The sequence below is a fragment of the Methylobacterium sp. C33D genome, from assembly GCF_053345825.1.
In genome coordinates, this window is the sequence record NZ_JBKFAV010000040.1 from 22,583 (window position 1) to 46,720 (window position 24,138).

The 24,138-nt window shown below is 70.8% G+C and carries 23 protein-coding genes; 12 read left to right on the top strand and 11 right to left on the bottom strand.

What is annotated here, in order from left to right; genetic code table 11:
• Positions 1 to 4: 4 nt before the first annotated feature.
• The gene (gene hpnH, locus ACLBXO_RS25500) at positions 5 to 1,168 is read right to left on the bottom strand and encodes an adenosyl-hopene transferase HpnH (RefSeq protein ID WP_331313932.1); all 1,164 of its coding nucleotides are present in this window, start codon (positions 1,166 to 1,168) and stop codon (positions 5 to 7) included.
• 620 nt (positions 1,169 to 1,788) lie between these two features.
• Here hpnH and ACLBXO_RS25505 point away from each other — a divergent pair.
• Complete coding sequence (locus tag ACLBXO_RS25505; RefSeq protein WP_331314400.1) at positions 1,789 to 4,455, top strand: MMPL family transporter; 2,667 nt, start codon at positions 1,789 to 1,791, stop codon at positions 4,453 to 4,455.
• A gap of 91 nt (positions 4,456 to 4,546) precedes the next feature.
• On the opposite strand, the gene ACLBXO_RS25510 is transcribed toward ACLBXO_RS25505, so the two are convergent.
• From ACLBXO_RS25510 to ACLBXO_RS25535, 6 genes are all read right to left on the bottom strand, one after another.
• A complete protein-coding gene (locus ACLBXO_RS25510) occupies positions 4,547 to 5,422 on the bottom strand; it encodes a bifunctional helix-turn-helix transcriptional regulator/GNAT family N-acetyltransferase (protein WP_447687141.1) in 876 nt (291 codons plus the stop codon).
• 32 nt (positions 5,423 to 5,454) lie between these two features.
• A complete protein-coding gene (gene hpnK, locus ACLBXO_RS25515; RefSeq protein ID WP_447687142.1) occupies positions 5,455 to 6,297 on the bottom strand; it encodes a hopanoid biosynthesis-associated protein HpnK in 843 nt (280 codons plus the stop codon).
• 106 nt (positions 6,298 to 6,403) lie between these two features.
• A complete protein-coding gene (gene hpnJ, locus ACLBXO_RS25520) occupies positions 6,404 to 7,837 on the bottom strand; it encodes a hopanoid biosynthesis associated radical SAM protein HpnJ (protein ID WP_012317976.1) in 1,434 nt (477 codons plus the stop codon).
• Between the two features lie 57 nt (positions 7,838 to 7,894).
• Positions 7,895 to 9,103: a bacteriohopanetetrol glucosamine biosynthesis glycosyltransferase HpnI gene (gene hpnI / locus ACLBXO_RS25525; protein WP_331313936.1), complete on the bottom strand. Its 1,209-nt coding sequence runs from the start codon at positions 9,101 to 9,103 to the stop codon at positions 7,895 to 7,897.
• 87 nt (positions 9,104 to 9,190) lie between these two features.
• The gene (locus tag ACLBXO_RS25530; RefSeq protein ID WP_331313937.1) at positions 9,191 to 9,814 is read right to left on the bottom strand and encodes an MlaC/ttg2D family ABC transporter substrate-binding protein; all 624 of its coding nucleotides are present in this window, start codon (positions 9,812 to 9,814) and stop codon (positions 9,191 to 9,193) included.
• Positions 9,805 to 10,917: a flippase-like domain-containing protein gene (locus ACLBXO_RS25535; protein WP_331313938.1), complete on the bottom strand. Its 1,113-nt coding sequence runs from the start codon at positions 10,915 to 10,917 to the stop codon at positions 9,805 to 9,807. The genes ACLBXO_RS25530 and ACLBXO_RS25535 overlap by 10 nt, the downstream gene beginning before the upstream one ends.
• 210 nt (positions 10,918 to 11,127) lie before the next feature.
• On the opposite strand from ACLBXO_RS25535, the gene ACLBXO_RS25540 reads away from it, so the two are divergent.
• Positions 11,128 to 12,303, top strand: coding sequence for an amidinotransferase (locus ACLBXO_RS25540; RefSeq protein WP_091980931.1), 1,176 nt, complete (start codon positions 11,128 to 11,130; stop codon positions 12,301 to 12,303).
• Positions 12,304 to 12,369: 66 nt separating this feature from the next.
• On the opposite strand, the gene ACLBXO_RS25545 is transcribed toward ACLBXO_RS25540, so the two are convergent.
• Positions 12,370 to 13,389 carry an alpha/beta fold hydrolase gene (locus ACLBXO_RS25545; RefSeq protein WP_447687143.1) on the bottom strand — a complete coding sequence of 340 codons (1,020 nt, stop codon included), beginning with the start codon at positions 13,387 to 13,389 and terminating at the stop codon, positions 12,370 to 12,372.
• Between the two features lie 166 nt (positions 13,390 to 13,555).
• Here ACLBXO_RS25545 and ACLBXO_RS25550 point away from each other — a divergent pair, with 166 nt between their 5' ends.
• Together ACLBXO_RS25550 and kdsA are read left to right on the top strand one after the other, a co-directional pair.
• The gene (locus ACLBXO_RS25550; protein ID WP_447687144.1) at positions 13,556 to 14,044 is read left to right on the top strand and encodes a hypothetical protein; all 489 of its coding nucleotides are present in this window, start codon (positions 13,556 to 13,558) and stop codon (positions 14,042 to 14,044) included.
• A gap of 10 nt (positions 14,045 to 14,054) precedes the next feature.
• Positions 14,055 to 14,909 carry a 3-deoxy-8-phosphooctulonate synthase gene (kdsA, locus tag ACLBXO_RS25555; RefSeq protein WP_331313941.1) on the top strand — a complete coding sequence of 285 codons (855 nt, stop codon included), beginning with the start codon at positions 14,055 to 14,057 and terminating at the stop codon, positions 14,907 to 14,909.
• A 5-nt stretch (positions 14,910 to 14,914) separates the two neighbouring features.
• On the opposite strand, the gene ACLBXO_RS25560 is transcribed toward kdsA, so the two are convergent.
• Positions 14,915 to 15,589, bottom strand: a complete 675-nt coding sequence (locus ACLBXO_RS25560; protein ID WP_447687145.1) for a class I SAM-dependent methyltransferase — start codon at positions 15,587 to 15,589, stop codon at positions 14,915 to 14,917.
• Positions 15,590 to 15,919: 330 nt separating this feature from the next.
• On the opposite strand from ACLBXO_RS25560, the gene ACLBXO_RS25565 reads away from it, so the two are divergent.
• Positions 15,920 to 16,258, top strand: coding sequence for a hypothetical protein (locus ACLBXO_RS25565; protein ID WP_331313943.1), 339 nt, complete (start codon positions 15,920 to 15,922; stop codon positions 16,256 to 16,258).
• Between the two features lie 64 nt (positions 16,259 to 16,322).
• Here the strand turns inward: ACLBXO_RS25565 and queF are convergent, their stop codons facing one another.
• Positions 16,323 to 16,775 carry a preQ(1) synthase gene (gene queF, locus ACLBXO_RS25570; RefSeq protein ID WP_331314401.1) on the bottom strand — a complete coding sequence of 151 codons (453 nt, stop codon included), beginning with the start codon at positions 16,773 to 16,775 and terminating at the stop codon, positions 16,323 to 16,325.
• 195 nt (positions 16,776 to 16,970) lie between these two features.
• Between queF and eno the strand changes: the two genes are divergently transcribed.
• On the top strand, positions 16,971 to 18,260 hold the full coding sequence (gene eno, locus ACLBXO_RS25575; RefSeq protein ID WP_447687146.1) for a phosphopyruvate hydratase: 1,290 nt from the start codon (positions 16,971 to 16,973) through the stop codon (positions 18,258 to 18,260).
• Between the two features lie 104 nt (positions 18,261 to 18,364).
• Positions 18,365 to 18,661, top strand: a complete 297-nt coding sequence (locus tag ACLBXO_RS25580) for a DUF3574 domain-containing protein (RefSeq protein ID WP_447687154.1) — start codon at positions 18,365 to 18,367, stop codon at positions 18,659 to 18,661.
• A 117-nt stretch (positions 18,662 to 18,778) separates the two neighbouring features.
• Here the strand turns inward: ACLBXO_RS25580 and ACLBXO_RS25585 are convergent, their stop codons facing one another.
• Complete coding sequence (locus ACLBXO_RS25585) at positions 18,779 to 20,014, bottom strand: adenylate/guanylate cyclase domain-containing protein (RefSeq protein WP_331313944.1); 1,236 nt, start codon at positions 20,012 to 20,014, stop codon at positions 18,779 to 18,781.
• 112 nt (positions 20,015 to 20,126) lie between these two features.
• Here ACLBXO_RS25585 and ACLBXO_RS25590 point away from each other — a divergent pair, with 112 nt between their 5' ends.
• The 5 genes from ACLBXO_RS25590 to ACLBXO_RS25610 all read left to right on the top strand — a co-directional run bounded on the left by ACLBXO_RS25590 (position 20,127) and on the right by ACLBXO_RS25610 (position 24,136).
• Positions 20,127 to 20,438, top strand: a complete 312-nt coding sequence (locus ACLBXO_RS25590) for an FtsB family cell division protein (protein ID WP_012317989.1) — start codon at positions 20,127 to 20,129, stop codon at positions 20,436 to 20,438.
• Between the two features lie 160 nt (positions 20,439 to 20,598).
• Entirely contained in the window at positions 20,599 to 21,684 is a 1,086-nt protein-coding gene (gene pdhA, locus ACLBXO_RS25595; RefSeq protein WP_331313945.1) for a pyruvate dehydrogenase (acetyl-transferring) E1 component subunit alpha, read from the top strand.
• Positions 21,685 to 21,738: 54 nt separating this feature from the next.
• Complete coding sequence (locus tag ACLBXO_RS25600) at positions 21,739 to 23,181, top strand: pyruvate dehydrogenase complex E1 component subunit beta (protein ID WP_331313947.1); 1,443 nt, start codon at positions 21,739 to 21,741, stop codon at positions 23,179 to 23,181.
• 58 nt (positions 23,182 to 23,239) lie between these two features.
• A complete protein-coding gene (locus ACLBXO_RS25605) occupies positions 23,240 to 23,527 on the top strand; it encodes a DUF5076 domain-containing protein (protein WP_058607365.1) in 288 nt (95 codons plus the stop codon).
• A gap of 15 nt (positions 23,528 to 23,542) precedes the next feature.
• Positions 23,543 to 24,136: a Uma2 family endonuclease gene (locus ACLBXO_RS25610; protein WP_331313952.1), complete on the top strand. Its 594-nt coding sequence runs from the start codon at positions 23,543 to 23,545 to the stop codon at positions 24,134 to 24,136.
• The last annotated feature ends 2 nt before the right edge of the window (positions 24,137 to 24,138 follow it).

Sequence of the window (24,138 nt, forward strand, 5' to 3'; positions counted from 1 at the left end):
CCGGTCAGGCGGCGGTGCGCTTGCGGGCTTCCTGCTTCGTGTCGACGCCGGCCGCTTTGATCTCGGACAGCTTCTGCGCGACGTTGCGCGAGAACACGAACTCGGCCGGGCGCTGGTTCTCCAGGCTGACCTCGGGGGCCATCGCGCCGTCGGTCTTGATGCCGCGAATCGCGTGCACCAGCGGCTTCCAGGGCTTGCGGACCGAATCGACCACCGAGGAGGCCTCGTAGCCCGAGTGGACCATGCAGTCGGCGCACTTCTCGTAGTTGCCGGTGCCGTAGGAATCCCAGTCGGTGGTCTCCATCAGCTCCTTGAAGGTCGCCGCGTAGCCCTCGCCGAGCAGGTAGCAGGGCTTCTGCCAGCCGAACACGGTGCGGGTCGGGTTGCCCCACGGGGTGCAGTGGTAGGTCTGGTTGCCGGCCAGGAAGTCGAGGAACAGGCCCGACTGCTGGAAGGTCCACTTCTCGCGGCCCTTCTCCTTGCCGTGCCGGAACACGCCGCGGAACAGCTCCTTCGTCGCCTTGCGGTTCAGGAAGTGCTTCTGGTCGGGCGCGCGCTCGTAGGCGTAGCCGGGGGAGACGGTGATGCCGTCGATGCCCATCCGGGTCACGCTGTCGAAGAAGTCGGCGATCTTCTCCGGCTGGGAATTGTTGAAGAAGGTGCAGTTGATGGTGACGCGGAAGCCCATCTCCTTGGCCTTCGCGATCGCCGCCACCGCCTTGTCGTAGACGCCGCGCTGGCACACCGACTGGTCGTGCATCTCCTTGTCGCCGTCCAGATGGATCGACCACGTGAAGTACGGGCTCGGCTTGTACTCCTTGATCTTCTTCTCGAGGAGCAGCGCGTTCGTGCAGACGATCGCGAACTTCTTCTGGGCGATGATGCCCTCGACGATCTGCGGCAGGTCCTTGTGCAGGAGCGGCTCGCCGCCGGCGATCACCACCACCGGGGCGCCGCACTCGCGCACGGATTCGAGCGCGTCGGCGACCGGAAGGCGCTTGTTCAGGATCTCGTCCGGGTAGTCGATCTTGCCGCAGCCGGCGCAGGCCAGGTTACAGCGGAACAGCGGCTCCATCATCATCACAAGCGGGTAACGCTTGCGGCCCGTGAGGTGCTGCTTCAGGATGTAGCCGCCGATCTTCGCGACGTACCGGAGGGGGATACCCAAGATTGCGGCTCCTTACTTCGTCGACCCCGGGGCATCGGGGTGCTTAACGCGAAAAAATCTCGAATTCCAGCGATCTAGCTTGGAACTAATCTGAAACGACCCCGTTTCGGCGGGGCGATGACATCTTATTCCGTGCCTGACGCAACGGCGCCACATGGACCGCGCGTGCGAAGCCCGTGGGCGGACGCGCCCGATCGTTGAGGACAGCACGTGCATTGCGTCGGCAATACGACCGGAATCCCACGATTCGGGTGGCCGCGCCAGAAACGCCGTGCGCTAGCGCACACGGGCGGGCGCGGGATGCGCGCCACGGCGGCCGCGTTGCAATCTGGCATCGCCCTCTTTACTGAGCCTCGTGGCCGCGATGCAAGTCCCGGCCCGCGGCGGGTGTCCCGATCGCGGACCGCGTCGGGCGCAATCAGTCGGGTGGCGGGCGCGCGCGGCGCGCTCGGATCGGGCGGTGTGGCGTTCCTCGAACCCGATGCGAACCCGGCCGAATCGCGGAGCGTCGCGCGGCGGGGCCCTGAGCCCACCCGCGCCGGTGGCCCGGGTTCGGACTTGACGGATGGCAGGAGCCGGTCGCGCGCGGGGCGCGTCCGGCGCGAACAGGCAGGGTGCTCGTGATCGAAAGTCTCGTCGCGTTCTCGGTGCGGTATCGGTGGATCGTGATCGCCCTCACGGCGCTCCTCACGGTCGCGAGCCTCGGAGTCGCGGCGCACCTGTTCCGGATCAACACCGACGTCGAGCGGCTGATCGACCCGAAGGAGCCGTGGCGCCAGGACGAGATCAATTTCGAGAAGGCGTTCCCGCAGCGCAGCAACACCATCGTGGCGGTCATCAACGGCGAGACGCCCGAGGAGACCGAGGAGGCGGCCGCCAACCTCGCCAAGGCGCTCACGGCGCACAAGAACCTGATCGAGACGGTCTACCGGCCCGACGGCGGCCCGTTCTTCAACAAGAACGGCCTGCTGCTGATGTCGCAGGCGGACCTCGACAAGACCCTGGAGGCGCTGACCCAGCAGCAGGGCCTGCTCGGGCCGCTCGCCGCCGACCCGTCGCTGCGCGGCATCATGCGGGTGCTGACGCTGGGCGCGCGCGGGGTGAAGACCGGCGACGCCAAGATCGAGGATCTCGAGAAGCCCATGGGGCAGATCGACGCCACCCTGCAGAAGGTGCTGGCGGGTCAGCCCGCGCGGATGTCGTGGCAGGAGCTCCTGTCGGGGGGTGAGACCAGCGTCACCGACAAGATGAAGTTCGTGGTGATCCAGCCGGTCCTCGACTTCAACGCCCTGGAGCCCGGCTACCAGGCGACCAAGCTGATCCGCAACGTCGCCAAGGATCTCGGGATCGACGCCCAGAACGGCCTGCGGATGCGCCTGACCGGCACCGTAGCGGTGGCGGACGAGGAGTTCGCGACACTGTCGGAGGATGCCGGCCTCAACAACAGCATCATCGTGGGCGCGATCGTGCTGTTCCTGTGGCTGGCCCTGCGCTCGGGCAAGCTCGTCGGCGCGGTGATCATCACCACCTTCGCGGGCCTCGTGGTCACGGCCGCCCTGGGCCTCATCATGGTCAAGGAGCTGAACCCGATCTCGGTGGCCTTCGCGGCCCTGTTCGTCGGACTCGGCATCGATTTCGGCATCCAGTTCTCGGTCCGCTACCGGGCCGACCGCTACGAGCAGCCGACGCTGGAGAGCGCGATCCGCGCCGCGGCGCGGGGCGTGGGCTGGTCGCTGACCCTCGCCGCGGTGTCGCTGGTGGCGGGCTTCTTCGCCTTCCTGCCCACGGCCTTCCGGGGCGTGTCGGAGCTGGGCCTGATCGCCGGCGTCGGCATGATCGTGGCCTTCCTGTTCTCGCTGATCCTGCTGCCGGCGCTGATCGCGGTGTTCAAGCCGGCGGGCGAGAAGGCGGCGGTCCAGACCGAGTGGCTCGTCGGCGTCGACCCGTGGATCATCCGGCACCGCAAGCCGATCCTGATCGGCGTCGGCCTTCTGACCCTGGCCGGCGCGCCGCTGCTCTGGCACCTGCCGTTCGACTCGAACCCGATGCACCTGCGCAGCGCCAAGACGCAGTCCATCGCGACCTACCTGGACCTGATCAAGAATCCCGAGACCAGCCCGAACTTCATCGACGTGCTGGCGCCCAACGTCGAGGCGGTCCCGGCGCTGTCGAAGACGCTCCTGGCCCTGCCGGTCACCGCCTCGGTCAACAGCATCGACACCTTCGTGCCGCGGGATCAGGACAAGAAGCTGGCCCAGATCGCCGACACGGCCCAGCTCCTCGACCCGGTGCTCAATCCCGGTCGCCGGCCGCCGCCGCCGACCGACGCCGACAACGTGAAGGCGCTCAAGGACGCCGCCGCGGCGCTCAACGGCCTCTCCGCCGACGCCAAGGGCGACGCGAAGGGCGCCCAGGAGGCGAAGCAGCTCGCCGGCACCCTCGACAAGCTCGCCGCCGGCCCGGTGCAGCTGCGCGAGGCGGCCTCGGTGGCGCTCACCAAGGATCTGGTGCCGCTGCTCGCCCGGCTGCGCGACCTGCTGCATCCCGAGAAGATCACGCTCGACAACCTGCCGCCGCAGCTCAAGGCCGACTGGGTGGCGGCGGATGGCCGGGCGCGCATCGAGGTCCACCCGAAGGGCGACTCGAACGACGACACGGTGCTGCGCCGGTTCTCGGACGAGGTCCTGAAGGTGGCCCCCCACGCCACCGGCGCGCCGGTGGCGACGACGCAGTCGAGCTACACGATCCTGGGCGCCTTCGTGCAGGCGGCGGTGACGGCCTTCGTGCTGATCTTCGTCATCCTCTCGGTCGCCCTGCGCAAGCCGTGGGACGTGGCGATGACCCTCGGCCCGCTGGTGATCGCGACCCTGTGGACGCTGATGGCGATGCGCATCGTCGGCATGCCGCTGAACTTCGCCAACATCATCGCCCTGCCGCTGATGCTCGCGGTCGGCGTGGCGTTCCACATCTACTACGTGATCGCGTGGCGGGCGGGCGTGACCGACATGCTCGCCTCCAGCCTGACCCGGGCGATCTTCTTCTCGGCGCTGACCACGGGCAGCGCCTTCGGATCGCTGGTCCTGTCGAGCCATCCGGGCACGGCGAGCATGGGCAAGCTCCTGGCGCTGTCGCTGTTCTTCACCCTGGTGGCGGCGTTCTTCGTGGTGCCGGCGACCCTCGGCGAGCCGCCGGAGCAGCCCGACGAGGATCGTCCGGAAGCCGAGAAGGCGGCCGGCGCGGCGCTGCGTAAGGCCGCCCCGCACCAGGATCCGGTACCGGCCAAGTAGGCTGACCGATCAGGACTGACCGATCAGGGCCGGCCGAGCAGCGCCGGCCCAGTCGTGGCCGGCCCAGTCGTGGCCGGCGCCTCGGAGGGCCTCAGAGGGCCTTCTCGAAGAAGTGGTCCGGGTAGGGATCGTCGTTGAAGCGGTCGATCTCCACCCAGCCCGACCGCCGGTAGAGCGTCAGGGCCTCGGGGAGGGCGCTGTTGGTGTCGAGCCGCAGCGTCCGGACCCCGAGGTCGCGGGCGGCGGCCTCGGCCTCCCGCATGAGCCGCTTGGCGAGGCCCAATCCCCGGGCCGCGGGATCGATCCAGAGCCGCTTGATCTCCGCCGCCGCGCCGCCGCTCCCCTTGAGCCCGACGCATCCCACCGGCAGGCCGTCGGCGCTCGCGAGGAGGAACACGCCGCGCGGCCGCACCATGGCGCCGGCCTCGGGGTCGCACGACCGGGCGACGTCGAACCCGCCGTCGAATCGGCTGGCCAGCTCGGCGTAGTAGGCGGCGAGGCAGGCGCGGGCGGCCGCGCTCGCGGGATCGGCCTCCCGGATCGCGACGGCGTCGCGGCCGAGGGCCAGGGCGATCCGGTCCATGGCGCGCAGGAGCGCGTCCACCTGCGGGGCGCGCTCCAGCAGGGCGACGGCGCGAGCATCCGACAGCGCCTCGTAGGCCGCGAACTCGCGCCGACCGGCCTCGGTCAGGGACGCGACCCGGCGGCGGGCATCCGCGGGATGCGGGGCGGTCGCGACCAAGCCCTCCTCCTCCAGGCCCCGCAGGAGACGGCTCATCAGGCCGGAATCGAGACAGAGATAGGCCCGGATCTCGCCGATCTCCGCGCGCCCGGCACCGATGGCGTTCAGGACGCGCGCGGCGCCCAGGGGACGGCCCCGGCCGAGGAACGACGAATCGAGCGCGCCCACCTCGGCGGTGACGGCGCGGGCGAAGCGGCGGACGCGGGCGATCTCGGCGGGTCCCATGATCTCTGACTAAAGTCAGATATCGATCCGGGTCAACCGAGGAAGTCGGAGAACCCGCCGCGGACCGCGCCCGACGCGTCGGCGGCCGACCGGGATGCGGGGGCGGTCAGCGCGTCCCGCTCGTCGGCGTAGCGGTAGCCCGGCGCCTCGCCGGGGAAGCCGCCGGCGGTGGCCGGGTGGGTGTAGAGCTCGGTCAGCCCGTCCGGGAGCTCGGCCAGCAGCGCCGCGACCCGGGCCGGTGTCATGGCGCCGGACCACGCGAGGCCGAGGGTGCGGTCGGGGATCAGCAGACCGGCCTGACGGGCGCGGACGGCGAGCAGCGCCGCCCAGGGGGCGATGTCGAGGGCGGCACGCGGCCGGGCGCCGGGCTCGGCGCGCCGCAGGATCTCGCGGGGCTCCCGGGGCACCCGCAGGGCGCGCATCCCGAAATCGCGGCCGATCCGCAGGACCGCGCCCGCGACCAGCGGGTGGACGTGGAAGTGCTTGTGGGCGTTGACGTGGTCCAGCGGCAGGCTGGTCGCCCGGTAGGCCTCGAACTGCGCGCGGATCTCGGCGGCGAGCTGGCGCCGGGCCGCGGGCCTGCGGGCGAAGTCGAGGCCGAGGCGGGCCATGTCGGCCCGCATCAGGCCGGCCGCGTCCGTCAGGTCGGGCAGCTCCGCGGCGGGGAGGGTGGGCCACGCCTCCACGAGGACGAGGTGCAGCCCGACCCGCAGGGACGGCATCCGCCGGGCCCGCGCCACCGCGTCGGCGGCGGCCGGCGCCGAGACCATCAGGCTCGCGGCCGTGAGGACACCCTCGCGATGGGCCTGCTCGACGGCCTCGTTGACCTCGGGGCTGAGCCCGAAATCGTCCGCGGTGACGACCAGACGCTTCACGCAAACCTCGTAAAGGGTGTCGACTGGTCCAGGGCGGAGCCCTGGAAGAAAGAGCGGGGCTCTGCCCCGCGCTCTCCGCCGGGGCGTGAGGCCCCGGACCCCCGACTCACGCCGCCTTGGCGGTGCCCTGACGCTCCTTGAGGAAGCGGTAGAACTCGACGCCCTCGCGCAGGCGGCGCTTCATCATGTCGGGCGAGCGCACCATCTCGCTGACGATCGAGGCGATCTTCGGCGCCCGGAAGTAGAACTTCTTGTAGAACTCCTCGACCGAGGTGAAGATCTCGGTGTGCGAGAGGTGCGGATAGTGCAGCGGCGCGACCTGCACGCCGTTCTCGTCGACGAGCTCGGCGTTCTCGATGTCGAGCCAGCCGTTCTCCACCGCCTGCTTGTACAGGAAGGTGCCCGGATAGGGCGCCGCCAGGGAGACCTGGATCGTGTGCGGGTTGATCCGCTTGGCGAAGGCGATCGTCTCCTGGATCGTCTCCTTGGTCTCGCCCGGCAGGCCGAGGATGAAGGTGCCGTGGATGGCGATGCCCAGGTCGTGGCAGTCCTTCGTGAACTTCTCGGCGACCTCGACCCGCATGCCCTTCTTGATGTTGTGCAGGATCTGCTGGTTGCCGGACTCGTAGCCGACCAGCAGCAGGCGCAGGCCGTTCTCCTTGAGCACCTTCAGGGTCTCGCGCGGCACGTTCGCTTTGGCGTTGCACGACCAGGTGACGCCGAGCTTGCCGAGCTCGCGGGCGATCTCCTCGGCGCGCGGAAGGTTGTCGGTGAAGGTGTCGTCGTCGAAGAAGAACTCCTTGGTCTGGGGGAACTCCTTCAGGCAGTACTTGATCTCCTCGATCACGTGCGCGACCGAGCGGGTGCGGTAGGTGTGGCCGCCGACCGTCTGCGGCCAGAGGCAGAACGTGCAGCGGCTCTTGCAGCCCCGGCCCGAGTAGAACGAGATGTAGGGGTGCTTCAGGTAGCCGATGAAGTACTTCTCCATCTCCAGGTCGCGCTTGTAGACGCTGGTGACGAAGGGCAGCTGATCCATGTCGGTCATGATCTCGCGGTCCTCGTTGTGGACCACGACACCGTTGGCGTCGCGATAGGACAGCCCCTTGATCTCCGACATCGGGACGCCCTCGGCGACCTCCTTGACGGTGAAGTCGAACTCGTTGCGGGCGCAGAAATCGACCACCGGGGCCTGGGCCATCGCGCCGGCGGCGTCGACCGCGACCTTGGCGCCGATCAGGCCGGCGATCAGTTTCGGGTTGGCGGCCTTGAGCGCCTCGATCGTCTTCACGTCGGACTTGAACGACGGCACCGAGGTGTGGAGCACCACGAGGTCGAAGTCGTTGGCCTGGGCCACGATCTCGGCGAGCTTGATGTTGTGCGGCGGCGCGTCGATCAGCTTCGAGTTCGGCACCAGGGCGGCGGGCTGCGCCAGCCAGGTCGGGTACCAGAACGACTTGATCTCGCGCTTGGCCTGGTAACGGGAGCCGGCACCGCCGTCGAAACCGTCGAAGGTGGGGGCCTGGAGGAAGAGCGTGCGCATGGGGTTCAAGGCCTCAGGGCAATGCCGGGGAGAGGGCGGAGGACGAGGGAGCCGGGTTCAGCGGAGCGGCGCGCCGGCATCGCGGCCGAGTTCGGCGTCCGGGATCAGGGTGCCATCCGCAACCACGTGATAATCGTGACCTTTCCATGTCACCGCCCCCGACACGAAGGCCCAGGAGAAGTTCAGGAAGGAGAGGATGTCGCGGATCGGCAACAGTCCGTAGGGGTGCGGGGCGAGGCCGAAGGCCCGCTCCAGCTGCCGGCAGAGCAGGACGCGGCTCGCCAGCGCCGCCGCGGCGACCCAGAGGGCGCCGGTGCCGGCGCCGGGCAGGAGCGCGCCGAGCAGGGCCAGCGGGAAGGCGTGCGTGACGATCGAGCCGGCGTAGCCCGCCGGATCGACGGTGCGGATGGTGCGGTTCCAGCGCAGCTCGTGCCGCCACAGGCCGGAGAGATCGGTGTCGACGCTGGTGTGGCCGATCGTGAAGCTCGGGATCACCACCCGGCCGCCGAGGCCGCGCAGGGCGGCGCCGATGGCGTAGTCGTCCGCCAGATCGTTGCGGAAGGTGCGGAAGCCGCCGACCGCCTCCAGGCTCGCCCGGGTGAAGGCGACGGTGGAGCCGAAGCAGGGCTTCGCCAGACCGAGGCTCAGCCCCATCACGACGTTGGGCAGGAAGTGGGTGTCGATCGCGAGCGTCGAGAGCTGGTCGTACAGGCCCCGGAAGGCCGGGACGCCGTGGTACAGGCAGGTCACGCCGGTGACGCCGTCCTGCGACAGCTCCGCGACGAGGCGCTCCAGGTAGTCGGGTCCCACCACCATGTCGCTGTCGGCCAGGACCACCACGTCGTGGGCGATGGCCTCGGCCATGTTGATCAGGTTCGAGACCTTCCGGTTCGATCCGTGCTGGCGACCGTCGATCACCAGGTCGATGCGGGCCTCCGGATAGGCCTGCTGCAGGCGCTCGACCACGCCGATTGCGGGATCGGTGGGCTTCTGGACGCCGAACAGGACCTGGACAGGCCCGGCGTAGTCCTGGCGCAGCACGGTCTCGAGGTTCGCGTAGAGGTTGGGCTCGAGGCCGCAGAGCGGCTTCAGCACGGTCACGGAGGGCCGCGTCGCGCCGGCGGGGAGCGCCGGCGGGCGGCGGCCCGCGTAGCGTCCGGCGCTAAAGGCGGCGGCCAGCCCGTAGACGCAGCCCGCCGCCGCCAGGATCAGGCAGAGCAGCGAGAGCCACGAGAGGCCGAGCAGCGCCAGGGAGGAGACATCCATCCGGTCGGATCCGTGCGGTCGTCCGGCCGCCGAGGCGGCGATGGCCGCGAACGGCCGGGTTCAGGTCGGCGCGGACGCCGATGCCGCTCAGGGCGTCGGCTTGGCCGCGAGCATGCCGTCGGTCCGCGCCCGGAGGAACTTCACGACGCCGTCGGCCCCACCGGACTTCAGCGGCGCCGACAGGGCGTTCCGCTGCGCGGCGATCTCGCTGACGTCGCCGTTGAGCAGGACGTCCTGGATGCGGTTGTCGGCGTTGACGACGAAGTCCACGGCCGAATCGTCGCCGTCCGCGGCGGTGACGCGGGTCGGCACCACGCGCTGCGCGCCCCGCTCCTCGACCTTCGGGGTCACGTCGAACTTGCCGCCGGCGGCGCGGGCCAGCCGGTTGGCGTAGGTGACGGTCAGGCTGCGCTTGAACGCGTCGATCACGGCGGCCTGCTGCTCCGGGGTGAAGCTCGACCATTTCGAGCCCACCGCGATGCGGGTCATGGCGGGGAAGTCGAACGCCTTGTCGAGCGCGGGGCCGACGGCCTCGACCCGGGCCGGCAGCGGGCCCGGCCCGTCCTTCAGCGCGGCCGAGAAGGCGGCGTAGAGGTCGCGCACGGTCTGAACGGCCGGATCGTCCGCGGCCCATGACGGGGCCGGGACGAGGAAGTTCAGGGCCAAGGGAGCGGCGATGAGGGCGGCCGCGAGCCGGCGGGTCAGGCGCACTTCTTCAACTCCTCGCCGTCGCCGAGCCGCGCCCCCATGCGCGGCGGGGCGTAGCTGTAGAACGGGCCGAGGGTAGCGGGCTGCGCGACCCTCTTGGCCTTGCGCCCGGCCTCCGGCTCCGGCTCGCGCTCCTCTTCCTCGGGCGCCTCGGACCGGAGCCTGGACTCGATCCGGTGCCAGAGGAGGAGGCTCGGGAGCCCGACGCCGAGATCGGCGAAGCGCTTGACCAGTGAGAGGGCGAGGGCCGCCTCGGCCGGGATATTGAACAGGCCGCACAGGGCGATCAGGCCGCCCTCCTGCGCGCCCAGCGCACCGGGGACCGCGAAGGCCGCGCCGCGCACGGCCTGGGCGAGGCTCTCGATCATCAGCGCCTGCGCGAAATCGATCGGGTAGCCCATGAACCGCAGGCAGACGTAGACCTCGAGCGTGCCGATCACCCAACCGGCCAGATGAACCACCAGAGCCAGCGCGAACCGGCCGTGATTGCCGTAGAGCCGGCGCAGGCTGTCGTAGAGCTGATCGATGGCGCCGAAGGCACGCCACTCGCGCCCGGAGGCGAAGCGGCTGAGCAGGCCCTGGATCAGGCGGTGCCCGGCCCGGCGCTGGATCAGGTAGAAGGCGCCGAGCGCCGGCACCGCCAGGGCCAGACCGCCCTCGACCGTGTGGGCGATCGGGCCGTCGCCGGAGATCAGGACCAGCAGGGCGAGGCCGATCACCGTGAACAGGAGCTGCGTGAGCGCCTGGGTCATCAGGTCGACGAACATGCTGGCGCCCGCGAGCGCGCCCGGAACGTCGCGCTTCGACAGGAGCCGGGCGCCGACGAAGTCACCGCCGACGGTGGCCACGGGCAGCAGCGTGTTGATGCCCTCGCGGACGAAGCGGAGCGAGACGCAGTCGGAGAGCTTGGTCGCGCCGGCGGGGAACACGACGTACCAGCCGAGCCCCGCCCAGGCGACGGCCACGACGCGCGCCAGCACCACCAGGGCGGCGCCCCAGCCGGCGCTCACGACGGCGGCCGACACATCCTCCAGGCCGGAGGACATGAACAGGCCGACGACCGTGCACAGACCGGCGATCGAGGCCAAGGTCGTCAGGCGCTTCATTGTCGTCTTTCAAGCTCGCGTAAGGCTTGATGCGGGAAATCGGTCACGGTCGCGGCAGAAATAGGTCCGTCGGCCCGGGAACGTTTCTGTCACGTTGCAGCACGGATTAGCGGTGTCTATCACCCGTTTGACACACCGGGGGCCAAAGCGGCGGCGGGGCTGAAGAGCCCGCGCAGAAGGCCGCGGCACGTCGCAGAAGGGGCACACGTCATGGAGCGCGAATCACCGATCACGGCCCTCGAGGCCGTGACCGACGACACGCATGCGGGCGGGCTCCCGGGCGGGACCGGACCGGGCGTGCCGGCGCCCCAGTCGCCGGTGATGGCCTGGAACGAGTGGGATCCGCTGGAGGAGGTGATCGTCGGCTCCCTGGACGGCGCCACGATCCCGACCCACCACCTGACGGTGATCTTCAACCTGCCGCGCGCCGCGCAGCCGTTCTACCGGCTGGCGAGCGGCTGGAAGTATCCGAAGTTCATGAAGAAGCTCGCCCAGGCCGAGCTCGACAACTTCATCACCATCCTGGCCGGCGAGGGCGTGAAGGTCCGCCGCCCCGACGCGGTGGACTTCTCGAAGAAGTTCAAGGCGCCGCGCTGGTCGTCCCGGGGCTTCTGCGTCGCCTGCCCGCGCGACCCGTACCTCGTGATCGGCGACGAGATCATCGAGAGCCCGATGTGCTGGCGCTCGCGCTACTTCGAGGGCGACGCCTACCGGTCGCTGTTCAAGGAGTACTTCCGCGCCGGCGCCCGCTGGACCTCCGCGCCGCGGCCGCAGCTGACCGACGACCTCTACAACTACGATTACCGGGTGCCGAACCTGAAGGCCGGCGAGCCCATGCAGTTCACGGTCAACGAGTTCGAGCCGGTCTTCGACGCCGCCGACTTCGTCCGCTGCGGCCGCGACCTGTTCGTGACCCGCTCGAACGTGACCAACCTGATGGGCATCGAGTGGCTGCGCCGCCACCTCGGCCCGGGCTTCCGCATCCACGAGATCGAGAGCCGCTGCCCGCAGCCGATGCACATCGATTCGTCGTTCATGCCGCTGGCCCCCGGCAAGGTGCTGGTGAACCCGGACTACGTCGACGTCGAGAAGCTGCCGGCCGTGCTCAAGAAGTGGGACGTGCTGGTCGCCCCGCGCCCCGACCCGGTCGAGGGCTTCATGAGCAAGATCTCCATGTGCTCGCCCTGGACCTCGATCAACGTGCTCGCGATCACCGAGAAGAAGATCGTCGTCGACCAGAGCCAGCCGACGCTGATCAAGGCCCTGAAGGACTGGGGCTTCGACCCGATCCCGGCGCCGTTCCTCAGCTACGGCCCGTTCGGCGGCTCGTTCCACTGCGCGACCCTCGACGTCCGCCGCCGGGGCGTCCTGAAGTCGTACTTCTAGGACCGGCCCGCCGTCGTCCCGGGGCGCCGCGAGCGCCCCGGGACGACGGGCCACGTCACGCGGCGCCTACCGCGCCGCGATCCCCGCGATCAGCGCCGCGTTGAACCCCTCCGGGTCGGACATCTGCGGCGCGTGGCCGAGATCCGGGAACTCCACGAGCCGCGCGCCCGGGATCGCCCTGGCGGCCGCCTTGCCGAGTTCGGGATAGTTGCCGAGGCTCGCCCGCACCTCCGGCGGCGCGAGGTCCTTGCCGATCGCCGTGTTGTCCTTCTGGCCGATCAGGAGCAGCGTCGGCACGGCGATCTGCGGGAACCGGTAGACCACCGGCTCGGTGAGGATCATGTCGTAGAGCAGCGCCGAGTCCCAGGCGACTGCCTCCTTGCCGGGGCCGCCGTTGAGGCCCGCCAGCATCGCCACCCACGGCTCGTAGCGGGGCTCCCAGGCGCCGGCGTAGTAGGTCGCCGTCTCGTAGGCCCGGATCGAGGCCGCCGTCACCTTCAGCTCGCGCTGGTACCACTGCTCCACCGAGGTCGGCGGCACGCCCTTGGCCGCCCAGTCCTCCAGGCCGATCGGGTTGACCAGCACGAGCTGCTCCACCGCCTTCGGGTAGAGCAGGGCGTAGTGGGCGGCGAGCATGCCGCCCGTGGAGTGGCCGACCAGGATCGGGCGCTCGATCCCGAGCTTGGCCAGGAGCGCGTGGGTGTTCTCGGCGAGCTGCCGGAAGGTGAAATGGTAGGCCGCCGGCTTGCTCGACTTGCAGAAGCCGATCTGGTCCGGCGCGATCACCCGGTAGCCGGCCGCGCTGAGCGCCCGGATCTGGCTCTCCCAGGTGGCCGCGCAGAAGTTCTTGCCGTGCAGCAGCACCGCGGTGCGGCCGTTCGGCGTCCCCGGGCGGATGTCGAGATAGGCCATCTGCAGCGGCTGGCGCTGCGACGTGAACTGGAACCGCTCCACCGGGAACGGGTAGGCGAAGCCCTCGAGCTCCGGCCCGTAGGTCGGATGCGGCGGTGGCTCCGCGGCAGCGGGTCCCGCCGGGAGCAGGGCCAGGGGGGCCAGCAGGACGGAGGCGAGGAGGATTCGGAGCATGGCCTGCGTCGGAGCCTGATCTGCGAGCGGCGTGCGGCGCCGCGCCGCTCGCTCAGATCGGTCATCCGGGCGCCCCTGTCCACGCCCCGCCGAGCGCCGCGGCTTCGCGCCCGCCGCGGGGCGCGCTATCTCCCGGGCGCGACCGTCTCCCGCCGCGGATGTCCCGATGCTGCGCCTCACCGCCCTGACCGCCCTCGCCGGCGCGCTCCTCCTCGGACCGGCCCCCGCCCGGGCGGCGGATGCCTGCGACGCGCTCGCCGCGCGGGTGATCCGCACCACCGGCGCCTCCCTGGCCGGCCGGGCCGGCCCCCTCGCGGTGTTCCGGGCGCAGGATGCCGAGCGGCTGAGCCTCGATTGCCGCGCCCCCGCCCGGATCACCGTGGCCTCCCGCGACCGCGAGCCGTCGCCGGCCTACTTCGTCCTGATCGGCCGGGCCGCGCAGGCGCTCGCCGGGGCGGACGCCGCCGCGGTCGAGGTGCTGGCGCTCAACCTCCACCAGGCCAGCCTGCTGGCGGATGCCCCGCGCCGGGGCGGCGCCGGCCGGATCCTGATGCTGTGCGAGACCGGCGCGCGCGCGGACGCGCTCCGGGACGACCGCACGGTCTGCCGCGTCGCGCCCCGGCCCGGGCTTTCGCGGATCCGCCGCGCGGGCTAGACCGGCCGGCATGTCGAAGATCGAGACACCCGGCCCCGTCGTCCAAGTCGGCGACGCGCGCTTCGCCAACCACCTGCCGCTGACGCTGATCGCCGGACCGTGCCAGCTCGAGGGGCGCCAGCACGCCCTGGAGATCGCCGCCGCCCTCAAGGAGATGGCCGCGGGCCTCGGCGTCGGCCTCGTGTTCAAGACGTCCTTCGACAAGGCCAACCGCACCTCGGGCAGCGCCGCCCGGGGCATCGGCCTCGACGGGGCGCTCCCGGTCTTCGCCGAGATCCGCGAGACCCTCGGGCTGCCGGTGCTGACCGACGTGCACGCCGCCGAGCAGTGCGCCCGCGCCGCCGAGGCGGTGGACGTGCTCCAGATCCCCGCCTTCCTGTGCCGCCAGACCGACCTGCTGCTGGCCGCCGCCGCGACCGGCCGGGCGGTCAACATCAAGAAGGGCCAGTTCCTGGCGCCCTGGGACATGAAGCACGTCGCCGCCAAGGTGACGGAGGCCGGCAATCCCAACGTCATCGTCACCGAGCGCGGCGCCTCCTTCGGCTACAACACCCTGGTCTCGGACATGCGCAGCCTGCCGATCATGGCGCAGGTCACGCAGGGCGCGCCGGTGGTGTTCGACGCCACCCACTCGGTGCAGCAGCCCGGCGGGCAGGGGGCGAGCTCCGGCGGCCAGCGCGAGTTCGTCGCCGTCCTCGCCCGCGCCGCCGTGGCGGTGGGCGTGGCGGGGGTGTTCATCGAGACCCATCCCGACCCGGACCGGGCCCCCTCCGACGGCCCCAACATGGTGGCGCTGAAGGACCTGCCGGCGCTGCTGGAGGAGCTCCTCGCCTTCGACCGGCTGGCCAAGCGCCGGACCGCCTGACCGTCTCAGGCGGCCGCCGGCTCCAGGACGTGGATCCGCAGGGGCTGGACGAGGCCGAACGGCCCGTCGGCCTCGCGCGCCGCGGCCCCCAGGAAGGCCTCCTCGATCACGGATCGCCGGTCCCGGATCGTCGCCTCGCGGGCCGGGTCCACGGCGCTGACGCGGGCCAGGAACGCGTCGAAGGAGTCGAAGCGCTCCCAACGCTCGATCGTCGCGTCGCGGCGGCACGTGTAGGCACCGCGGGCGAGGGCGGCCGCGATGGCCTCCTGGGCGGCGGCGCGGACCGCCGTCTCGTCCTCGATCGGCCGCAGCGCCGCGAAGAAGCTGCCCTCCGCCAGGGGCTCAACCACGACCAGCCGTCCGCCCGGGACCAGCACGCGGGCCGCCTCGGCGAGGGCCGCCGCCGGGTCCGGGACGTGGTGGAGGGAATTCAGCATCACGGCGCCGTCGAAGCTGGCGTCGCGGAAGGGCAGGGCCTCGCCGGTCGCGGCCTCGAAGCGCGCCTCCGGCGCGGCGTCCCGCGCCCGGGCGAGCGCTGCCGCGCCGGGATCGATCCCGGTGACCCGCGCGCCGGCGTCGACCAGCCGCCGCGCGAGCGTCCCGGGGCCGCACCCGATGTCGACGACCCGCTTGCCGGCCAGGGGCGCGAGACTCTCACGGATCAGGGTCAGGGCATCCATCGTCGGTCCTCCCGGCCGATCCGTAGCACGGCCGGGTGGAAGGCGGATGGATTTCCTCCGCGCCCGGCGCGGTCGTGGCGGCGTCAGGACAGGAGTCTCGCGCCTGTAGTCGTCAGGTCTGCCCCGAACGGCCGCGCGCAAGAGTACGGAGACTCTTCCCGTAGAGACGCGCAAGCTTGACCGCAGTCACCGGCGAACTGGGAACGATGAACGGCGGTTCATAATCCAGGCCGGGTGCGAACCCGCACGCACGCACGTCATGAAATCTGGAACTGTCCGGATGCGGCCACGTTATTGGGCATGTTCGATCGAGGATCGAGAAGGAAGACTATGCGCAAGATCGGTATCATCGCCACCGCCGCCGTCATGGCTCTCGGCAGCGTCGCCGTCACCAGCAGCGCCGAGGCCCGTCCCTACGGCTACCACGGCGGCTACGGCGGCTACGGCCACGGCTACTACCGCGGCCGTCGCGGCATCGGCACCGGCGCGGCCATCGGCCTCGGCATCGCCGGCCTCGCGGCCGGCGCGATCGCAGCGGGCGCGGCCCGCGACAGCTACTACGGCGGTGGCTACGGCTACGCCCCGTCCTACGGGTACGGCTACGCCCCGGTCTACGGCGGCTACGGCTACGCGGCCCCGGGCTACGGCTACTACGGCTACGGCTACTGAGAACGGAGATCCGTCAGGATCGGGGGCGACCGGCGCGAGCCGGTCGCCCTTTTCGTTGGGCCGGTCAGCGCCCGCGGTAGGGCGGCACACCTGGGTCCGGCAGCCACGCGGTTTTCGGCAGCTCGCCGGTCTGCCAGAAGACGTCGATCGGGATGCCGCCGCGCGGGTACCAGAAGCCGCCGATGCGCAGGTAGCGCGGCTCCAGGAGGTCGCGCAGCCGCTTGCCGATCGCCACGGTGCAATCCTCGTGGAACGCGCCGTGATTGCGGAACGACCCGAGATAGAGCTTCAGCGACTTCGATTCGACGAGCCAGTCGCCGGGCACGTAGTCGATCACCAGGATCGCGAAATCCGGCTGCCCGGTGACCGGGCAGATCGAAGTGAATTCGGGCGCGGTGAACCGGGCGACGTAGTCGGTATCCGCGTGCGGGTTCGGGACCCGGTCGAGCCGCGCCTCCTCGGGTGAGGTGGGGAACGGCGTCGGCTGGCCGAGCTGGAGATGGTCGGTGGAGGTCATGGCGGGCATATAGAGCCTGCCGACGCGGCGCGCATCCGCCCGATCCGCGTCGCCGGCCCGGGCGGGCCCGGCTGTGCGCGGTCACCCTCCCGGCGCTTGCCGCCGGCCGCGGCTTGACGGATAAGCCGCCGCGATGCGCCGCACCCCTGATCTGGGCGCGGCCGCCGACCCGCGGCCCCCGCGAGAGGACGTTCCATGACCGCGATCACCAATATCAGCGCCCGCGAGATCCTCGACAGCCGCGGCAATCCCACGGTCGAGGTCGACGTCATCCTGGAGGACGGCTCCTTCGGCCGCGCCGCGGTGCCGTCGGGAGCCTCCACGGGCGCCCACGAGGCGGTGGAGCTGCGCGACGGCGACAAGAATCGCTTCCTCGGCAAGGGCGTTCTGAAGGCGGTCGAGGCGGCTCAGACCGAGATCCTCGACGCGATCGGCGGCATGGAGGCCGAGGATCAGGTCGCGGTCGACGAGGCGATGATCGAGCTCGACGGCACGCCCAACAAGGCCCGCCTCGGCGCCAACGCGATCCTCGGCGTGTCGCTCGCGGTGGCGAAGGCCGCGGCCGAGGCCTCGGGCCTGCCGCTCTACCGCTACGTCGGCGGCGTGCAGGGCCGGGTCCTGCCGGTGCCGATGATGAACATCATCAACGGCGGCGCGCACGCCGACAACCCGATCGACTTCCAGGAATTCATGATCATGCCAGTGGGCGCCGATTCGCTCGCCGAGGCCGTGCGCATGGGCTCCGAGGTGTTCCACACCCTCAAGAGCAAGCTCAAGAAGGCCGGCCACAACACCAATGTCGGCGACGAGGGCGGTTTCGCCCCGAACCTGCCGTCCGCCGAGGCCGCCCTCGATTTCGTGATGGACGCGATCAGCGCCGCCGGCTTCAAGCCGGGCCAGGACATGGCGCTCGCCCTCGACTGCGCCGCCACCGAGTTCTTCAAGGACGGCGCCTACGCGTACGAGGGCGAGGGCAAGACCCGCACCATCGAGGCGCAGGTCGACTACCTCGCGCAGCTCGTCGCCACCTACCCGATCGTCTCGATCGAGGACGGCATGTCGGAGGACGACTGGGCCGGCTGGAAGCTCCTGACCGACAAGATCGGCGACCGTTGCCAGCTCGTGGGCGACGACCTGTTCGTCACCAACGTCGAGCGCCTGTCCCGCGGCATCGCCGAGGGCACGGCCAACTCGATCCTGATCAAGGTCAACCAGATCGGCTCGCTCACCGAGACCCTGGCGGCGGTCGATATGGCCCAGCGCGCCGGCTACACGGCGGTGATGTCGCACCGCTCGGGCGAGACCGAGGACTCGACCATCGCGGACCTCGCGGTCGCGACCAATTGCGGGCAGATCAAGACCGGCTCGCTGGCGCGCTCGGACAGACTGGCCAAGTACAACCAGCTGATCCGGATCGAGGAGGGCCTCGGCCCGCAGGCGCTCTACGCCGGCCCGTCGGCGCTCAAGCAGCTCGCCCGCCGCTGATCCGGCGGATCCTGCTGGCCGGCCCGCTCGTCCTCGGAGCGGCCGGCCCGGCCTGCGCGGACCCGCTCTGCGACGGCGCCCGACCGACGCTCAGCGCGCAGCTGCTGTTCGGCCTGTCGCGGCCGGATGGCCGCCGCGTCCCGGGCGCCGCCTTCGACCGGTTCCTGGCCGAGCGGATCACCCCGCGCTTCCCGGATGGGCTGACGGTGTTCTCCGGCCGGGGACAGTGGCGGGGGCCGGACGGCCGCCGCGTCCACGAGGCCGCCCGCATCGTTCTGATCGTCACCGAACCGACGCAAGAAGCGGTCGCGGCCCTGCGCGCCGTTCAGGACGAGTACCGGTCGCGCTTCGCGCAACGCGCGGTCGGGCTGGTGCTGCAGCGGAGCTGCGCGCTCTTCTGAGGTTGCCGGCTAAGTCGTCCGTGGCCGCCGTGCGTCTCCCTCCCCCCTCTGCGGGGGAGGGAGGGCGCGTGACTCCAGATCCGGCTCCCCATCTCCAGCGCAGATCCACGAATCCGGTTAGCCTGTCCCGGAGATTGGCTCTGCGCCTCCTCCGACAGCCACGCCGTCGGACGGCTCTCCCGGCACGGTCCAGACCCGCATCGGCCGCGACAGGCCCCGCAATTCGATCGTCCCGACCGGCTCCAGCGGCCGGTCGCACCGCTCGGCGAAGGAGTCCGACACGAGAAGGTCGTGGCCGAGGGCCGCGCACTGGCTCTCGATGCGGCTGGCCTCGTTGACCGCCCGCCCGATGATCGTGAAGTCGAGCCGCCGCTCGGTCCCGACATTGCCGTAGATGACGGTCCCGAAATGCACGACGCACTCGGCCGGGAGCTCGGGCAGCCCCGCGGCGCGGCGGCGGGCGTTGAGCGCCGCGTTGGCGGCGAGCCCCTCGGTCGCGGCGGCGAGGGCGCCGCCGCAGACCGGGCAGGGGAGGGTGTCGGCGTCCGGGACCGGGAAGATCGCCAGGAAGCCGTCGCCCAGGAATTTCAGGATCTCGCCGCCGTGCCGCGCCACCGGGTCGCCGAGGGCGTCGAAATGCTCGTTGAGCCACGTGACCATGTCGGCCGGATCCACCCGGTCGGCCAGGGCCGTGAAGCCGCGCAGGTCGGTGAGCAGGATCGCCGCCGGCACGGCCCGACCCTCGCCTCTCCGGATCTGGCCGTCGAGGATGCGCTCGGCGGTCGACCGGCCGAGATAGGTCGCCGACACTTCGCGGAACGTGTGGGCAAGGCCCATCTTGGCCATCGCCAGCGTCAGGAACGGGAGGACGTCGACGATGGCCGACAGGTGCGCGTCGGTGAAGCCGGCGGCCTCGCGGGTGCAGAACGAGACCGCGATGCCCCGCAGCGCGGTGCCGGGCGCGTACTCGGCGATGTGCAGCGCGTAGTCGACGCCGCCCTGCGCGCCGAGGGCCTTCAGGACCGGGAAGTCCACCGCCAGCCCGGGCGCGTCGAGGCGCCAGCGGCCGAAGGTCTCGCCCGTCTCCACCAGGGCGTAGACGGGGCTCAGGAGCCAGTCGCTCTCCTCGTCGGCGCCGTGGGCGTTGCCGACGAAGGAGATGCCCTCGCCCGCGTGCCAGTTCAGGCTGACGCCGCGCAGCGTCGGGTCCAGGGCCGGCGCCATGACGCTGACCCGCCAGACGGGGAGGCCGGCCTCGACCAGCGACTCGCAGAAGCCCGAGAGCAGGGTGTCGTGGTCGTCGGTCGCGGTGGCGTGCGCGGCGATCCAGCGTCCCAGATGCGTCAGGTCCATGCCTCAGGCTCGCCCGTGTCCGTCCCGGCCGCGGTCCGGCCCTGTCCCGGCCCCGCCTCGACCGCGCCGCGGTCGAAAAGAACCGTTAACCTTTCCGCGCGAGGGTCGCGCCATGGTCGTGCGCCGCCGAGTCAGAATGGTCGTGTTGCCGCTGGGTCTCTGGACCCTGTCGGCGCTCGTGGTCGGCTATTTCGTGTGGCAGGCCGAGAGTGGCAACCGCGGCCTCGAGGCCAAGAAGGCCCTGAAGATCCGCGCCTACGGCCTCAGCCAGGAACTCGCCGCCGTGAAGGCCGAGCGCGCCGTCTGGGAGCACCGGGTGAACCTGCTCAAGAGCGACCAGATCGACCGCGACCTCCTTGAGGAACGCGCCCGTATCGTCCTGGGCCGGGTCCACGCCAACGACGTGGTCATCATCACGCCCTGACAGTCGAGCGGGTGTCCGCCGGAAGTCCAGGGGATCGTTTTCCGGAGTCCCGAAAGTCCTCTGACAAGAGCGGCTTCCTGTCAGAGCGGCAGCCCTCGCTTTCCAATCGTCGCTGTCCTACACCCCCACGAAGTCGCGTGGAATCACGGGGAGAGCGCCGATGGACGCCGCCAAGGAGCCTGCCAAGGAGCCCGCCAAGGACGCGTCGTCCGCGCCGGTGCAGGCCGCGAGTCCTCAGGCCGCCGAGGCGCACCGCCCCGCGCCGAACATGCCCCAGTTCACGCGGGACGAGGACCTCCACGCCTATCACGAGATGCTGCTGATCCGGCGCTTCGAGGAGAAGGCCGGCCAGCTCTACGGCATGGGCCTGATCGGCGGCTTCTGCCACCTGTATATCGGCCAGGAGGCCGTGGTGATCGGCATGCAGATGGCCTCGGTCGAGGGCGACCAGGTCATCACCGGCTACCGCGACCACGGCCACATGCTGGCCTGCGGCATGGACCCGAAGGGCGTCATGGCCGAGCTGACCGGCCGCCGCGGCGGCTACAGCCGCGGCAAGGGCGGCTCCATGCACATGTTCAGCCGCGAGAAGCAGTTCTTCGGCGGCCACGGCATCGTCGGCGCGCAGGTCTCGCTCGGTACCGGCCTCGCCTTCGCGGACCATTACCGGGAGAACGGCAAGGTCAGCCTGACCTACATGGGCGACGGCGCCGCCAACCAGGGCCAGGTCTACGAGAGCTTCAACATGGCGGCCCTCTGGAAGCTGCCGGTCGTCTACGTGATCGAGAACAACCGCTACGCCATGGGCACCTCGGTGGCCCGGGCCTCGGCGCAGACCGACTTCTCGAAGCGCGGCCTCTCCTTCGGCATTCCCGGTGAGCAGGTCGACGGCATGGACGTGCGCACGGTGCGCGAGGCCGCCACGCGGGCGATCGAGCACGCCCGCACCGGCCAGGGCCCGTACATCCTGGAGATGCAGACCTACCGCTACCGCGGCCACTCCATGTCCGATCCGGCCAAGTACCGGACCAAGGACGAGGTCTCGAAGATGCGCGACGAGCACGACCCGATCGAGATGGTGCGCAAGCGCCTGCTCGAGCTGCACGCCGTGCCCGAGGCCGAGCTGAAGGCCACCGACGCCAAGGTCCGCGAGGTCGTCAACGCCTCGGCCGAGTTCGCCACCAACGATCCCGAGCCGGATCCGTCCGAGCTGTGGACCGATATCTTGTTGGATGCGCACGCCTAGCGCGATCCTGGACCCCTGGCCGCCCCGACCGAAAAGACGACCGCAGAGCTGAGCATGGCGACCGACATCCTGATGCCCGCCCTCTCGCCCACCATGGAGGAGGGCAAGCTCGCCAAGTGGCTGAAGAAGGAGGGCGATCCGATCAAGTCCGGCGACGTGCTGGCCGAGATCGAGACCGACAAGGCCACCATGGAGGTGGAGGCGATCGACGAGGGCGTGCTCGCCAAGATCCTGATCGCGGAGGGCACCGAGGGGGTCGCGGTCAACACGCCGATCGCCGTCATCGCGGGCGAGGGCGAGGATCCGGCGAGCGTCCAGTCCGGCGGCGGCGCCAAGCCCAACGGTGCGGGCGGCCATCCGGCCCCGACCCCCGACATGCAGGCCGAGGGGATGGCCGACAAGGCCGCCCCCGCGGCCAAGACCGGCGACGACGCCCCGAAGGCGCCGGCCGCGCCGGCCGTCATCACCAACAAGGCGCAAGAGCCGGTGATGGAGGAGTTCCCGGCCGACACGCCGATGGTCACCCAGACCGTCCGCGAGGCCCTGCGCGACGCCATGGCCGAGGAGATGCGCCGCGACGGCGACGTCTTCGTCATGGGCGAGGAGGTCGCCGAGTACCAGGGCGCCTACAAGGTCACCCAGAACCTGCTGCAGGAGTTCGGGCCGAAGCGCGTCGTCGACACCCCGATCACCGAGCACGGCTTCGCGGGTATCGGCGTCGGCGCGGCGCTCGCAGGCCTGAAGCCGATCGTCGAGTTCATGACCTTCAACTTCGCCATGCAGGCGATCGACCACATCATCAACTCGGCGGCCAAGACCCTCTACATGTCCGGCGGCCAGCTCGGCTGCCCGATCGTGTTCCGCGGGCCCAACGGCGCCGCGGCCCGCGTGGCCGCCCAGCACAGCCACGACTATTCCGCGTGGTACTCGAACGTGCCGGGCCTCAAGGTGATCGCGCCCTACACGGCCTCCGACGCCAAGGGCCTGCTCAAGGCCGCGATCCGCGACCCGAACCCGATCATCTTCCTCGAGAACGAGATCCTGTACGGGCAGTCCTTCCCGGTGCCGAAGCTCGACGACTTCGTGCTGCCGATCGGCAAGGCGAAGATCCACCGCACCGGCAGCGACGTGACCATCGTGTCCTTCGCGATCGGCATGACCTACGCCCTCAAGGCCGCGCAGGCTTTGGCCGAGCAGGGAATCGAGGCCGAAGTCATCGACCTGCGCACGATCCGCCCGATGGACACCGAGACGGTGGTCGCGTCGGTCAAGAAGACCGGCCGCTGCATCACGGTCGAAGAGGGCTTCCCGCAATCCGGCGTCGGCGCCGAGATCGTGGCCCGCCTGATGGTCGACGCGTTCGACTTCCTGGACGCGCCGGTCCTGCGCATCACCGGCAAGGACGTGCCGATGCCCTACGCGGCCAACCTCGAGAAGCTCGCCCTGCCGACGGTCGCGGAGGTCGTCGAGGCCGCCAAGAGCGTCTGCTACAAGTGACCGGCGCGCGGGCGACGTGTCGCCCGCCCCGGCCAGATCGAGGAACAGCCGGCGCGCCATGAGCCAGGATCCCAGCAGCGACTTCGCCGAACTCGCCATCCCGCCCGACGCCCTCGAGCAGGGCGGCATCGAGGTGCTGCGCGCCGCCGTGGTCGACGGCGCGGTCAGCGTGGCGCTGCGCCGCTCCTTCGACGACCCGGCGACCTGGGGAAGACTGCTGATCGACCTCGCCCGGCAGGCGGCCCGCGCCTACGCGCTGGAGACCGACCTATCGGAGGAGGAGGCCCTGGAGCGCATCCGCGCCGGCTGGGAGGCCGAGGGTCTCGACCCCGGCGGCCTCAACTAGCGATGGCGTGCGACCATGGCTGAGGCGGCTGTCCGGCAGGCGACCTACGCGGACCTGGAGGCGGTCCCGGAGCATCGCGTCGCGGAGATCATCGACGGCGTGCTGGAGACGCATCCCCGGCCGAGGCCGCGGCATGCCGGCGCGGCTGTGCGGTTGGGGGGCGAGCTCGATCTCACCTTCAGCCGGGGACGCGGCGGTCCAGGGGGCTGGATTATCTTGATCGAGCCGGAGCTCCATCTCGGATCTCAGATTGTGGTGCCCGACCTCGCGGGCTGGCGCCGTACACGCATGCCCACCGAGCCCGAGGGCGCCTATATCGAGACTTGCCCCGACTGGGTCTGCGAGATCCTCTCGCCATCCTCGACCAGCCTCGACCGGGGTCCGAAGCGCCGCATCTATGCCGAGGCCGGGATCGGCCACCTCTGGCTCCTCGATCCGGCCGCGGGCGTACTCGAAGGCTTCGCCCTCGCGGACGGGCGCTGGGTGCTCCTCGCCACGATCCAGCGCGGCGAGACCGTGGCGCTGCCGCCCTTCGACGCCGTCCCGTTCCCCTTCGACGATCTCTTCCCCTTCGACGATCCGGCCGCCCCGGCCCAGCCCGAGACCTGATG